Origin of the sequence: Gordonia sp. i37, from assembly GCF_002043085.1 — a bacterium.
Lineage (GTDB): Bacteria > Actinomycetota > Actinomycetes > Mycobacteriales > Mycobacteriaceae > Gordonia > Gordonia polyisoprenivorans.
The window spans coordinates 1-12,997 of sequence record NZ_MVPX01000376.1; the positions used below are offsets into that span (position 1 = coordinate 1).

Below are 12,997 nucleotides of genomic sequence, written 5' to 3' on the forward strand. Positions count from 1 at the left end.
GGAGCCACTGCTCTGCGCCGACCTGCGCCAGCACGGCCATGTGCCCGAGCGGCGGGCCGAGACCGGCGGCCGACTCCACCCTCGCGCCGACGACGTGCGCATCGATACCCAGTGCGCGCAACGCGAGCAGCAGCAGTCCGTTGAGTTCGTAGCAGATCCCGCCCCGACGGCCGTCGACGAGCCTGTCGACGATGACACGCGGATCCACCTCGACGGGTGTCCCGAGATGAATACCCAGATTCTCGAACGGGATTCGCCGATGTTGCGCGGTCGCGATCGCGACGACCAGGTTCGCCGGGTCCGCGGCGACATCGGTCACGCCGATCCTCGACAGATACGCGGCCGGCCGAAGCTGCGCCCCCGCGCTGATCGGCGAGGTGCCGGTTGCGTCCACGACAACAGGATAGGCTAACCTCATATTCTATGGCGCCCGAGGTCTTCTGGTACATCAATCCGACCGACGGTGACGTCCCGTGGGAACCATCGCTGCGGACCGAACCCACCTTCGAGGTGATCCGCCATCAGGCCCGCACCCTCGACCGGCTCGGCTACCGCGGGGCGCTGACCACCGCCCGCGAACCGATCGCGCTCGTCCCCGAGACCGAGAATCTGCGCTTCTTGATCCCGGTCTACCCGGGCGTGAAGCCACCGGCGATGCTCGCCGAGGAGGCACAGGTCTTCGACCAGTACTCGGGCGGGCGGCTGATCTTCAATCAGGTCAACGGCGCCGACGCCGTCCTCGCCCGGTACGGCCAGTACGCCTCGAAGGCGCAGCGGTACCGGCTCTCGGCCGAATACTGGACCCAGGTCAAACGTCTCTACGCCGACGCCACCGATGCCTACGACGGCGAATTCTTCTCCTACGGACCGCGATACAAGCCCGCGATCCCCGGCCCCCGACAGCCCGGTGGCATCGAGGTCTGGGGCACCGGCGCGTCACCTGAGGGCATTGCCCACGCGGCCGAGGTCCTCGACGTGTACCTGTCGTTCATGTCGGCACCCGCGGACCTGTCGACGCTGTTCGCCCGGGTTCGCGACGCCGCCGCGGGCCGCGGCCGGTCGCTGCGCTTCGGGGTGCTCGCCAGCGTCATCGTGCGCGAGACCGACGAGCAGGCGTGGGAGCGGTTCTCCGATCAGCTGTCCCGCACACGCCCGGAGACGGTGCTCGCGACCGCCGACCGCAACCTGCGCAGCTTCGGCTTCCCCGGGCTCGACGAGATCACCAGTCCCGACCCGCAGGTGCAGGGCCGTATCGACGCCCTGAGTGCCGGGCGCATCCCCGGGCGCGACCTACTCGAGTTCGCCCCGAGCATGGCCGCCGGGCTGACCACCTGGACCGCCGCCGAACCTCCCTTCGACATCGCGGGCAAGGGCACCGGAACGTACTTCGTCGGCAGCGCCGAGAACGTGGCCCGCGCGATGAACACCGTTGCCGCACAGGCCGGTATCGACATCTGGATTCTGTCGGGCTGGCCGCTGGCCGCGGAGGCCGAGATCGCCGCCGATCTCCTGCTGCCGCTGCTCGGTGCGCCCGCCACCCCCGCGGTGGCCTGACGGCCCGCTATCGGCGCAGACGCACCGTGGCCACCACGCCGCGGTGATCGGATCCCGGTAGGTCCACCGTACGCAGCGACGTCGGTACCGGCCCACCGCGGGTCATGACGTGATCGATCCCCAGCATCGGTGGTATCCGACGGTTCGCGGGGTACGTGGCGGCGGCGCCCGCGCCGGTGAGTTCGGCGGCGTCGAGCAGGCCCGGTGATCCGTCGGGACCGTGGCCGCGCAACAACTCTCGGAACTGCCGATGATCCCAGGTGGAGTTCATGTCGGCGCCGACGATCGTCGGGAGTGTCTCGGCGTTCAGGATCGACGAGAGTCGGGAGAGTTCGGACTGCCAGCGCCAGGCCGGCTCCGGCCACGGCGGCAACGGATGCAGTGCGTAGACGGCGTGGCGGCCGTGGCCGTCGATGTCGGCCACCGCGCGCACGTTCCCCAGGCGGAAATGCTCCAGCACCATACCCTCGACGAGGGGGAACCGGGAGAAGATGCCGATCCCCCGGCCGTCGGGCAGGGCGTGGGTGAACGAATACCCCAGCGTCGCAGCCAGAGTCGAGGAGCGTAGGCGCGTCAGCGCCGCGTCGGTGAGTTCGACGACGGTCAGAATGTCGACCTTCTCGGCGCGCACCGTGGCGGCCAGCGCGTCGGTGTCGGCGGCGCCGAGGTAGATGTTGGCCTGCATGACCACGAGATCATCGGCCCGCGCCGACGCCGAGCCGACGTAGAGCGGTACCTGGGTCACCACGCCGGCCGCCACCACGAAGGTCGCGAGCACCGCACCGAGCCTGCGCCGTGCGGCGAGCAGCGCGGCCAACCCGACGATCGAGGCCAACACCAGCAACGGCGTGAACGCGGCGATCCGGCTGGCCGTCGAGCTGGTCAGCGGCGAATGATGGGCGGCCACCCCGGCGGCGCCCGCACCGACCAGCACCACGCCGACAATCGTTGTCACCCAATGGATCACACTCCACCGGATCACACCCCGCCGAATCACACCGAAGCGGGTCACCCCGGTAGAGCTCGAACGACGACCACCTGTTGCCGGGGCCGGCTCACCCATAGGCGACGTCGATGGCGTAGCGGGTGAAGCCCAATCGCTCATAGGTGTGCTGCGCCGCGGTGTTGTCACCCTCCACGTACAGCAGCACCTCGTCGACACCCCGCTCGGCAAAGTAGTGCAGACCCGCCAGCGTCAGCAGCCGCCCGAGACCGCGACCCTGCGCGGCCGGATCGACACCGACGACGTAGACCTCGCCGAGCCCCGGCCCCTGCGTCTTGGTCCAGTGAAAACCCAAGAGCGGTCGGCGATCTGATTCGCCGGCACCGGCCGCGGCGTCGAACGCCAGGAACAACCCGGCCGGGTCGAACCAGTCCGATGCCACGCGCTCGGTGATCTGCTCGGGGGCCCACCCACCCTGCTCGGGGTGCCAGGCGAAGGCGGCGTTGTTGACGCGAAGGATCTCCGCGTCATCCGAAGACCCTGCGTAGGTGCGCAATTCGATGTCGGCGGGGACGTCGAGGGCGGGTAGGCCATCGGCTCCACCGGTTCGCCGCAACTGCAACAACTCTCGCCGACGCTGCAGCCCGAGCGATGCGGCCAACGCCTGCGCGGCCGGGAGATCGCCGTGCGCCCAGGCCCGCACGGCGTCCGAGGTGGGGGCGGCGCCGGCACGTTCGCGCGCCGCCGTGAAGGCGGTTTCGAGGAGTGCCCGGCCGTGCCCCCTGCGACGCTGTTCAGGATCGACGACGGCCTCGATCATCGCCGGCTCGTCGTCACGGCCGGCAACGATGTTGGCGTAGCCGGCCGCGCTGATGACGTGTCGAACGCCCACGCCGGCACCGTCGATGGCGAGGACGGCCTGTTCCGACAGTGGCGCCACCCCGTCGGCCGCGGTCGCTGCCGCGACGACACGGTGTGCGTGGGCGGCCATCTCGGGCGTCAGGGACTCGATGACGTCAACCTCGGGGACCTCGACCTCAGGGGGCACTGAACTCCTCGTCGAAGGGATCGATCCGGGTGTCGCCGATGTCGCCGAGGTCCTCGCCGGGGAGTTCGTCTCCCGCGTCCGCGGTCTCGTCGTCGGCGGTCTCCGCCGAGGCGGAGCGGCCGCGCGTCGGGCGCACGGCCTTGTAGCCCACGTTACGGACGGTGCCGATCAACGACTCGTGGTCGCTGCCGAGTTTCGCGCGCAGGCGCCGGACGTGGACGTCGACGGTGCGGGTGCCACCGAAGAAGTCGTATCCCCAGACCTCCTGCAGCAACTGCGCCCGGGTGAAGACACGACCGGCGTTCTGCGCCAGATACTTCAGGAGCTCGAACTCCTTGTAGGTCAGATCCAACGGGCGCCCGCGCAGACGGGCGGTGTAGGTGCCCTCGTCGATGACCAGCTCACCGAGCGTGACCTTGCCGGAGGCCTCCTCGGCGCTGATGCCGCGGGTGCGCACGACCAGCAGACGCAGGCGGGCGTCGAGTTCGGCGGGGCCCGTCCCGGGCAGCAGGAACTCGTCGAGTCCCCAATCCGCGTTCACCGCGACCAATCCGCCCTCGGTGAGCACCGCGGCCACCGGCACCGCCGATCCGGTGCTGCCGAGCAGCCGGCACAGTCCGCGGGCCGCGGCCAGGTCGGTGCGGGCGTCGACGATCGCGACGTCGGCGTTACCCGCCTCCATCAGCGACGACACCTCCGTCGGAGCCACCCGCACGGTGTGCGCGAGCAGCGACAGGGACGGCAATACCGACTCCGGGTTGGGATCGGCGGTCAACAACAGGAGATCCACGTCCTTCTCCGATCTTCCTCGTCGCGCCTCGCGCACCTTACGTCCCGAGGCAGGGGGCCTCGGGGATGGTCGTACCCCGTCTCCCGGCCACCTCGACGTTGAGGCGATCCACCGATCGCGCCTGAAAGGGCATGTTTACTCTGCCTTACCAACATGTGCGCGACAGATGACAGAATAGCCGCAATGTCACGTTCGGCTGTTAACAAGGCAGACTCGGAGGCCGTGACCTCGGACGCAGCGACCCCCGCACCCTCGCGACATCGGCTGCGACGCACGCTTCTGGTGACGCTTGCGCTCGTCGTCGTCGTGGGTGCCATCGCGGCGATCGCCGACACCGTCGCGGCAAGTCGCGGCGAACATCGCCTCTCGACGTCCCTCGCGAGTGCACCGGGTATCGCTTACCGGCCCGAGGTGACGCTCGGCGGCTTCCCGTTCCTGACCCATGCCTCGTCCGGCGAGTTCACCGGCGCCACGATCACCGCCCGCGGGGTGCCGATCGCGCAGGGATGCTCGTATCCGGCGGCCGGCCCCTGCTTCGCCGAACTCGGGGCGACACTCGGGGCGCTGCGGGTCCCCGACGGCTTCGACATCGGGCCCACCGACACCCTGCACATCGATTCGGTCACCGCCTACTCGCGACTGGACTCGGTGAATCTGGGCCGCATGCTGGGCATCCTGGATCTCACCGTCAACACCCCCGCCGGCCCCGACCGTGTCGGCGGCGGCGGACCCCAGTTCGGCAACCTCGAGCGCACCTCGGGGATCGTGCTGACCGGATCGGTGGCGCTGCCGCCGGCCTCGGCGCCGCCAACCGGTGCGACGCCGAGTCCGCAGCGCGCGCCGTCGGCCTCGGAGTACCCGGGCCCGCGGACCAGGGTCAGCGTCACCGTCGAGGTATCGGTGCGCGATGGCCGGCTGCACCTGCAGGCGACGGGCTTCTACACCGGGCCCGAAAAGCACGTCGACGCACCGGAACTCGCCGGCGCCGACAAGTCCGCTCTACGCGCGGCCGTGTTCGCGCGTTTCACCGCCACGCTGCCGCTGCTGCCCATGCCGTGGGACCTGCCGGCGACCGGGGCACACAGCTCGGGCAGCGACATCCTGCTCACCGCCGGGTCCGGGCCACGCGACCTGCTGCCCGCGCGCTTCTGACCTCGACGATCGCAACCACGGCCGGGCCGGGGACACGCTTGCGGCGGGCACCGCTCGCTGTTGTACCCTCGTGGACATGCAACAGCGCCGTGAGTTCATGCTCACCCGCCGCCGGGCGATCGACTTCTGTCGAGTCGCCGACTGTTGCTGTCGCATCACGATGTGATCGTCTCGCTCGCGCCGGCCCGTCCCGCCCGAGTCGCACGGTCACTCGATGCCGGCCGGTCCAGGCGCGTTTCCCATGACGACGCCGTCCACCGAGATCCCGGGCTCTCCGCCGATCATGCCGTCATCATCCGCCGAAGTTCGTCGGCGTCCGACGCCGATCGCCTTCATCGCTGTTTCACGATCATCTCCACTACACCCGATACCCACATCTACGGGAGGAAACACCCATGGCACGTTCCGACGTCCTGGTCAGCGCCGATTGGGCTGAGCAGAACCTGCACACCGACAAGGTCGTGTTCGTCGAGGTCGACGAGGACACCAGCGCCTACGACGGCGGCCACATCGAGGGCGCGGTCAAGCTCGACTGGAAGACCGACCTGCAGGATCCGGTTCGTCGTGACTTCGTCGACCGCGAGCAGTTCTCCAAGCTGCTCTCCGAGCGCGGTATCGCCAATGACGACACCGTCGTGCTCTACGGCGGCAACAACAACTGGTTCGCGGCGTACGCCTACTGGTACTTCAAGCTCTACGGCCACCAGGACGTGAAGCTGCTCGACGGCGGCCGCAAGAAGTGGGAGCTCGACGGCCGGCCGCTGTCCACCGATGCCGTGAGCCGTCCGGCCACCGAGTACAAGGCCGCCGATCCGGACAACTCGATCCGCGCCTTCCGCGACGAGGTCGTCGACGCCATCGGCGCCAAGAACCTCGTCGACGTGCGCAGCCCCGACGAGTTCTCCGGCAAGATCCTCGCCCCTGCCCACCTGCCGCAGGAGCAGAGCCAGCGTCCCGGCCACATCCCCGGTGCCATCAACGTGCCGTGGAGCAAGGCCGCCAACGAGGACGGCACCTTCCGCAGTGACGACGAACTCGCCGAGCTCTACAAGGACGCCGGCCTCGACGGCGAGAAGGAAACCATCGCCTACTGCCGCATCGGCGAGCGTTCCAGCCACACCTGGTTCGTTCTGCAGGAGCTGCTGGGCCACAAGAACGTCAAGAACTACGACGGCAGCTGGACCGAATACGGCTCGCTCGTCGGCGTTCCGGTTGAACTGGGAGAAGGTAAGTAATCATGTGTGCTGCACCCAAGCAGGGACAGAAGCTGCCCGCGGGCGTCGATGTCGAGAAGGAGACCGTCCTGACCGGACAGGTCACCGACAACTCCGGGAGCCCCGTCGCGGGTGCGTTCGTGCGGCTGCTCGACGAGACCGGTGAGTTCACCGCCGAGGTCGTCGCCAGCCCCACCGGCGACTTCCGCTTCTTCGCCGCGCCCGGCAAGTGGACGCTGCGTGCGCTGAGCTCGGTCGGCAACGGTGACGTCACCGTCAGCCCGGACGGACCCGGCGTGCACACGCACGACATCACCGTCAGCAAGTAAGTCCACACGGACTCCCCGACGGCCCGGTCACCCTCGCGGTGGCCGGGCCGTCGGCGTTCTCACCTGTTCTTCCTCGGGTCTTCCCAGGGCGGCCCGTGATTCATCTTTCACTCGGCCGGTCCGACGACGTCCGCGCACACCCCGAGAGGTAAACTGCCACCCGTGGTCCTCTTCTTCGAAATCCTGCTGGGTCTGGCAACGCTGCTGATCATCTGGTTCACGCTGTACGTGATCTACCGCCTGGTCAACGACGAATCGTGACCCTGCCGTCCGACGGACAACCCGACCCCGACGGGGCCGATATCCCACGTCGGTCGGGTGACGAGGCGATCAACCAGGCCGAGGTCCGTGCCGCCGAATCCGGCAGCCGCGAACGCAACGCCCCCTCGTGGGACGATCTGCCGTTGCCCGCGGACACCGCCAATCTGCGGATCGGCGCCGACCTGCATCCGGGCCTGCTCGCCCTTCTGCCGATGGTCGGAGTCTGGCGCGGCGAGGGCGAGGGCCACGACCCGGTCAGCGGCAACGACTACCACTTCGCCCAGCAGATCGTGGCCAGCCACGACGGACAGAACTTCCTCAACTGGGAGGCCCGTTCGTGGGTGATCGACGAGGACGGGAACTTCGTCCGACCCGATCTGCGTGAGGCCGGCTTCTGGCGGATCGGCGAGGACGACAGCATCGAACTCCTCCTCACCCACGCCGAGGGCTCCATCGAGCTGTACTACGGCCGCCCGCTCAATCAGACGTCGTGGAATCTGACCACCGACGTCGTCATCCGCTCCGAGTCGGGCAAGCACACCGGCGGCGCCAAGCGTCTCTACGGCATCGTGCCCGACGGCGATCTCGCCTACGTCGAGGAACGCGTCGATGCCGAGGGGGACCTCACCCCGCGCCTGTCGGCCAAGCTGCGGCGTCACGTCGGCTGACGCAATCGTCATGCTGCGCGATCACACGGGAGCCCCTCGCTCGCTACCGGTGTATCTCGCCATGATGTGGGTCCCGTTTCTATTCACCCTGGTCATGGGACCGCCTGCGCCCACCGCGGTCACGTCTGTCCTCGCGGTGGTGCTCATCGCACTCGCGGCCGGCACCGCTGCGCATCCGGTCGCCCGACGTCTGATGCTGCGTGTGCTGGCGGCGCTGCGCATCAGTCCGCAGCGCACTCCGCCACCGGTCGATCGCACGCTGTGGCGCCGGCGCCGCCGTCGTCGGACCCAATGGCAGCGGCAAGAGCACCCTGCTGCGGTGCGTCATCGACGACGATCGGCTCGACGCCGGCTCCATCGACGTTTTCGGGATGGCTCCAGACGATCGGTCGCCGCGCTTTCGCGCGCTTGTCTCCGCCGATACCGGCGACGACGCAACGTTCTTCGACGTGACTGTCGCAGAGCACCTCGAATTACTCGTCCGCACACATCGAACCGGCGCCACCGACGTCGACGCGGCGCTCACCCATGCCGGGCTCGGTGACCTTGCCGATCGCTACCCGCACACGTTGTCCTCCGGTCAACGACAACGTTTCGCACTCGCGGCAGCGTTCCTCCGGCCATCACGGCTGCTGGTGCTCGACGAACCCGAGCGTGCACTCGACGCCGACGGTCAACAATGGGCGGCCACCGAGATCGAGACTGCCGCTTCGTCGGGACGCGCCGTTCTCATCGCATCACACAGCGCGACGCTGGTGCAGCGCTGCGCCGACCAGATCGTGGAGTTGGGTCGATGAGCACCCGGTTCGGTGAACGTCTCGGCGGCCTACGGCCGCACTGGATGCGACGCTACGACGTCTCGTGGGTGGAGGTCGTCTTCTGCGTGGCGGTCCTCGCCGGCGGGGTCGGCACCCTGCTCGCGCCGTCGCGAGTTGCCTCGGTCGTTCAGCTCACCGGAGCGGCGGCCACTCATCCGCTGCCGGCGTTACTGATCGGCATCATCGTGGTCGCGGTCTTCGCGTCCCGTTGGGCGAGAGTGTGGGGTCCGGTACGCGTCTCACGGGCGGTCGCGCGATGGACCTTGTCGGGCCCAGCGCCGCGCGGACGCGTTCTGGGGAGGCACCTGGCGCGTGTCGGAATCTCGTCGATCCTCGTATGTCTCTGCGGTGCAGCACTGTTGGGACTTCTCCGGCCAGACCTCATGGTGGCATCGATGATCGTGGGCGGTACCGCGGGCCTGACGGCCGCCGGAGCGGCCTACCTCGCGCAAGTCGTCGATGATCGACGCCGTGGTATCGCCCCTCCCCTGCGGGAACTCTCCCCGGCCACCCTTCATCGCCGGACGATAGCGCCCACCGATGGATACTCGGGGGCGCTCGGCCTCACGGTCTCGACGATGGATGTCACCTGGCTCACCGACGCCCGGGTGGTTCGCTGGCAACGATGCCATCTCGCGTCCAGGGGCCCTCGACTCGTCGACTCACCGACGTTCTCGTTGGTGCAATTGGACTTTCGCCGTCTCCGACGCCATCCGGATTCGGTGATCCGCGCGTTGCTGTGTCTGATGGCTCTGATGGTCATCCCACAGGCGTTGTTGTTTCATCACGGATCTGCGGTGGTGGTCGCCGCGCTGGCCTACTGCGCGGGGAACTCGGTGACCGACGGGTTGCGCACGGCCGGCGGTGGTCGCGCACTCCGACGAGCACTCGCCCTCGACGATCGCACACTCTGGGCTGCTCACATGGTGGTTCCCGGCGTCGTGGTGGCGATTGCCACCTGCATAGCGGCCCTCGCCTGGCCGCTGCCCGGGTCGTCGGTCGTGGTGTTGTTCGTCGGCTCGACGATCGCGGTCCTGCGGCGCGCCACGCGACCGCCTCTTCCCTACGACTCGGTGGTGGTGAACGAACCTCTCGTCACCGGGGCATCCGTCCAACCCTTTCTGCTGACAACGCAGGCGCGAGGGTTGGTGGCAATGGCAGTCACCGCCGCCGCGGTGAGCATGCTCGGCTGAGCCTCACACCGACGGCGGCATGTGGCCCGTCGGTGTGTACGCGGGCGGTGCGTAGGCGGCCGGCACAGGCGCCTTGCCACCCCAGATGATTCCGCCGATTCCCAGCAGCACCACCACGACCCCGAGGACGACGTTCAGGATCGCCGACGGTCCGGCCGAGAACGTGTAGTGGGCGTCGACATACTGCGACGAGTCGTTGTCGAAGGTGCCGACCACAGCCGAGGGGTCGACGACCGCCACCGTCGCCACGCCCGCACCGATGACCCCGAACACCACGTTCACCGCGGAGAATCCGCGCCGGGCGACGTTGCACAGGATGAGGATCGACGACAGCAGCGTCGGGAAGAGGATGAGTAAGGGCAGTAGCACCCCAGGGAAGACGACCGCATGCGATCCGCCCATCAGCGGCAGTCCCTCACCCTGCGAGGTCCAGTGAGCCCATCCGTTGAACGTCGAGTCGCCGCCGTCGTTTGCGGTCACCGTCGCGAAGGTGAGAAACCCGAAAACACCGATCAGCAACCACGCCAGCATCGTGCACGCGGCAAACGTCCGCGTCAGCGCGACATGACGCAGCGGCGGCTTCGGCGGTGGTGTGAACGGTGCTGCCCCATACGCACCGGGCACCCCGTAGCCGCCCGGGTACTGGCCGCCACCCCACGGCTGCGGCGTCGACGGACCCCATTGCTGGTGTGGGTACGGATTCGAATAATGGCTCCCCGGTTCATTCACCGCGCATACGCTACCGCCAATCCCCCCATGCCACCCGGAAGGTCGATCAGCATGACGATTTGCCCGGTTTCCGCCGGAAACGTCGTACACGAGAACGTCATACACATCAGGCGTCATACCCATCAGGGGCGCACGTGGATGACGTCGACGACGACCGGCCGCCCGGAATCCCGCGCCGCCTGCACATAGTGGATGCCGGGGCCCGGTGGGATCGGGATCGATTCCCCGGGGAGCGCGACGACGAGGTCGAAGGCCCCGCCGAGCCCGGTCATCAGCACCGCGATCCGTCGCGGCCCCCGATTGTGGACCACGGCCATCCCCGCGACACTCTCGCAGCACACCCCGGCGTCCGTGGCGTCGTATCTTCCTGCGATGCTGTCGGACGCCGCACCCGACTGATCGGGCTCGGCCGACGGCGCCGGCGAATACGGCGTCCAGAACTCGTCCGCACCGGGCATACGCGGCCAATCGACCTCGTCTGGCCGTGGCGGGTGGATGAGGAAGGCGGGCTCACCGTCGTCGACGATCTGGCCGACGATGACCGGCCGCCCGCCGCGGCGTTCGGCCTGCAGCACGTGGAACTCGTTGTCCGGCAACGCCGCCGATGATCCTGCGCTCAGTGGCGTGAGCCGGGCACCCGACATCGCGGTGAAGCCGGGAATCGAGAGTACGGCGAGATCGGTGCGGCCGCGGTTGTGCAGGGTCAGACGCGAGTCCACGGAATCGGCAGTCAACGTGTACGTGAGCCCGCCGGCGTACCCCGCGATCCAGGTACCCGCGCCGTCGTCGTTCCAGTCGCGATCGCCCGGGGTGAGAAAGCGCGACAACCCGCCGGTGGGTACCGAGAACTCCCGCGTCGATGCGGTCGCAATGCCCACGGTTGCCGATGAGGCAGTTGCTGACGAATCCAGGATCCCGGTGTTCATGACGTCTCCCGCGTTGGTGAGCTGATCTGTGTGCCAGTCCACACCGGCCGGACAGCCCGAACACGAGTAGTGCACTACCCGAAAACCCGGGGTTCACCCCGACGGACCCCACACATGGAACGACCCCCGCACCGCCCGGGAATTCGGGCCGAGCGACCGGACCAGGTCGGGTGCGGGGGTCGGGTGACCACCTGGTATTCGCCGATGCGAGGGATCGATCGAGGGATATCAGATGGATCTCCGCGTCAGCGGATGGTCACCTCACTTGTCCGTTTGCCAATCAACTTCGGACCACCTCCTTCCATGTGTACCGACGAAACTACGCCGCAACCTCAAGCCCGGCAACAGGTTTTCGTTCCGGGGGTTTCACAGGGGAGATGTCACGTCAGTGCGCGACCGGGCTGAGGTCGACCACCCGAACCGACTCGGCACGCCCGGGATGCAGCGCCGTCGCCGGCAGCTGATGCGTCACCACCACCACGGTGCGATCCGGGGCGAACATGCCCGACGACGGGTCGAGAATCCGTGCCAGCAGGCGCTCGGCGTCGGCGGCGTCGAGATGCTCGGTCGGCTCGTCGAGTAGCACGATCGGCGCACGGTGCAGCAACGCCCGCGCAAGCAGCAGTCGCCGGCGCTGGCCACCGCTGAGCGATTCGGCGCCGCCGGTCAGTTCGGTGCCGAGCCCGTCGGGCAGTTCGGCCACCCAGTCGGCCAAACCCACCTCGGCGAGCGCCGCGTGCATCTCCTCGACGGTCACATCCCCGCGGGCGACGCGGAGGTTCTCCTCGAGCGACGTGGAGAAGATGTGCGCCTCCTCGGCGAAATAACATGTCGCCGAACGGATTGTCAGCTGCTGCCCGGCTTCGTCGGCGGCCGTTACCAACCCACCGCGGGCATCGAGCAGACCGGCCATCGTCAACAGCAGCGTCGATTTGCCGATACCACTGGGTCCGACGACGGCCATCCGTGCACCCGGCGTCAGCGTTGCGGTCACACCCGCCTCGGGGCCGAGCACGGCCGCATCCGACCACCCCCAGCGCAGAGCGTCGAGGCGCAGCGTCGCGGGCGCGGCGTGCACAGCGACGTCGTCGATCGCCGCATCCCCGACCGCCGAGTCCTCGCCGATCCGGCGTGCCCCGTCGACGAGTGCCATCACCCGTGCGGCGCTCTGCCGACTGCGCTCGAGTTGGATTCCCGCCTCGGTCAGCGGCGCCGTGGACTCGAAGGACGACAGCGGCAACAGGATCAACACGCCGAGCACCATCGGCGTCAGGAGGCCGGTGGTACTCGACACGCCGGCCAGCGAGCCGGAAACCCCCGAGGCGAGGCCGATCCCGATGACGCAGGCCGCGATCAGCGACGCCCCCAACGA

Annotated in this window: 14 protein-coding genes; 7 read left to right on the forward strand and 7 right to left on the reverse strand. The window is 68.5% G+C overall.

The genetic code is table 11. The annotated features are described in order from the left end of the window. Window positions 1-394: arylamine N-acetyltransferase (locus B1964_RS18375; protein WP_139765789.1), on the reverse strand; the 394-nt coding region annotated here is incomplete at its 3' end. A 29-nt stretch (window positions 395-423) separates the two neighbouring features. On the opposite strand from B1964_RS18375, the gene B1964_RS18380 reads away from it, so the two are divergent. Next, on the forward strand, window positions 424-1,554 hold the full coding sequence (locus B1964_RS18380; RefSeq protein WP_079930773.1) for an LLM class flavin-dependent oxidoreductase: 1,131 nt from the start codon (window positions 424-426) through the stop codon (window positions 1,552-1,554). 7 nt (window positions 1,555-1,561) lie between these two features. Here the strand turns inward: B1964_RS18380 and B1964_RS18385 are convergent, their stop codons facing one another. The 3 genes from B1964_RS18385 to B1964_RS18395 all read right to left on the reverse strand — a co-directional run bounded on the left by B1964_RS18385 (window position 1,562) and on the right by B1964_RS18395 (window position 4,335). Then, window positions 1,562-2,509, reverse strand: coding sequence for an endonuclease/exonuclease/phosphatase family protein (locus B1964_RS18385; RefSeq protein WP_253194057.1), 948 nt, complete (start codon window positions 2,507-2,509; stop codon window positions 1,562-1,564). 100 nt (window positions 2,510-2,609) lie between these two features. Beyond that, on the reverse strand, window positions 2,610-3,545 hold the full coding sequence (gene mshD / locus B1964_RS18390; RefSeq protein WP_079930775.1) for a mycothiol synthase: 936 nt from the start codon (window positions 3,543-3,545) through the stop codon (window positions 2,610-2,612). Continuing rightward, on the reverse strand, window positions 3,535-4,335 hold the full coding sequence (locus tag B1964_RS18395) for a response regulator transcription factor (RefSeq protein WP_079930776.1): 801 nt from the start codon (window positions 4,333-4,335) through the stop codon (window positions 3,535-3,537). Before B1964_RS18395 ends, mshD begins: the two co-directional genes overlap by 11 nt. A 222-nt stretch (window positions 4,336-4,557) precedes the next feature. Between B1964_RS18395 and B1964_RS18400 the strand changes: the two genes are divergently transcribed. From B1964_RS18400 to B1964_RS18425, 6 genes are all read left to right on the forward strand, one after another. Continuing rightward, window positions 4,558-5,487, forward strand: coding sequence for a DUF2993 domain-containing protein (locus B1964_RS18400; protein ID WP_079930777.1), 930 nt, complete (start codon window positions 4,558-4,560; stop codon window positions 5,485-5,487). 395 nt (window positions 5,488-5,882) lie between these two features. After that, window positions 5,883-6,722, forward strand: a complete 840-nt coding sequence (locus tag B1964_RS18405) for a sulfurtransferase (RefSeq protein WP_006368138.1) — start codon at window positions 5,883-5,885, stop codon at window positions 6,720-6,722. A 2-nt stretch (window positions 6,723-6,724) separates the two neighbouring features. Beyond that, complete coding sequence (locus B1964_RS18410) at window positions 6,725-7,030, forward strand: DUF1416 domain-containing protein (RefSeq protein WP_006368137.1); 306 nt, start codon at window positions 6,725-6,727, stop codon at window positions 7,028-7,030. A gap of 257 nt (window positions 7,031-7,287) precedes the next feature. Then, window positions 7,288-7,959 (forward strand): FABP family protein, encoded by a 672-nt coding sequence (locus tag B1964_RS18415; RefSeq protein WP_079930778.1) that lies wholly within the window; start codon window positions 7,288-7,290, stop codon window positions 7,957-7,959. 200 nt (window positions 7,960-8,159) lie between these two features. Next, window positions 8,160-8,756: an ATP-binding cassette domain-containing protein gene (locus B1964_RS18420; protein ID WP_079930779.1), complete on the forward strand. Its 597-nt coding sequence runs from the start codon at window positions 8,160-8,162 to the stop codon at window positions 8,754-8,756. Then, window positions 8,753-9,970: a DUF6297 family protein gene (locus B1964_RS18425; protein WP_079930780.1), complete on the forward strand. Its 1,218-nt coding sequence runs from the start codon at window positions 8,753-8,755 to the stop codon at window positions 9,968-9,970. Before B1964_RS18420 ends, B1964_RS18425 begins: the two co-directional genes overlap by 4 nt. A gap of 3 nt (window positions 9,971-9,973) precedes the next feature. On the opposite strand, the gene B1964_RS18430 is transcribed toward B1964_RS18425, so the two are convergent. The 3 genes from B1964_RS18430 to B1964_RS18440 form a co-directional block, all read right to left on the reverse strand. Beyond that, window positions 9,974-10,699: a hypothetical protein gene (locus B1964_RS18430; protein WP_079930781.1), complete on the reverse strand. Its 726-nt coding sequence runs from the start codon at window positions 10,697-10,699 to the stop codon at window positions 9,974-9,976. A gap of 122 nt (window positions 10,700-10,821) precedes the next feature. After that, window positions 10,822-11,625, reverse strand: a complete 804-nt coding sequence (locus tag B1964_RS18435) for a hypothetical protein (protein ID WP_253194058.1) — start codon at window positions 11,623-11,625, stop codon at window positions 10,822-10,824. Between the two features lie 385 nt (window positions 11,626-12,010). Then, window positions 12,011-12,997: ATP-binding cassette domain-containing protein (locus B1964_RS18440; RefSeq protein WP_139765790.1), on the reverse strand; the 987-nt coding region annotated here is incomplete at its 5' end.

Coding starts and splice junctions, on each gene's coding strand:
- B1964_RS18380 (WP_079930773.1), top strand. CDS start 424: ATGGCGCCCGAGGTCTTCTGGTACATCAATCCGACCGACGGTGACGTC.
- B1964_RS18405 (WP_006368138.1), top strand. CDS start 5,883: ATGGCACGTTCCGACGTCCTGGTCAGCGCCGATTGGGCTGAGCAGAAC.
- B1964_RS18410 (WP_006368137.1), top strand. CDS start 6,725: ATGTGTGCTGCACCCAAGCAGGGACAGAAGCTGCCCGCGGGCGTCGAT.
- B1964_RS18425 (WP_079930780.1), top strand. CDS start 8,753: ATGAGCACCCGGTTCGGTGAACGTCTCGGCGGCCTACGGCCGCACTGG.
- B1964_RS18435 (WP_253194058.1), bottom strand. CDS start 11,625: ATGAACACCGGGATCCTGGATTCGTCAGCAACTGCCTCATCGGCAACC.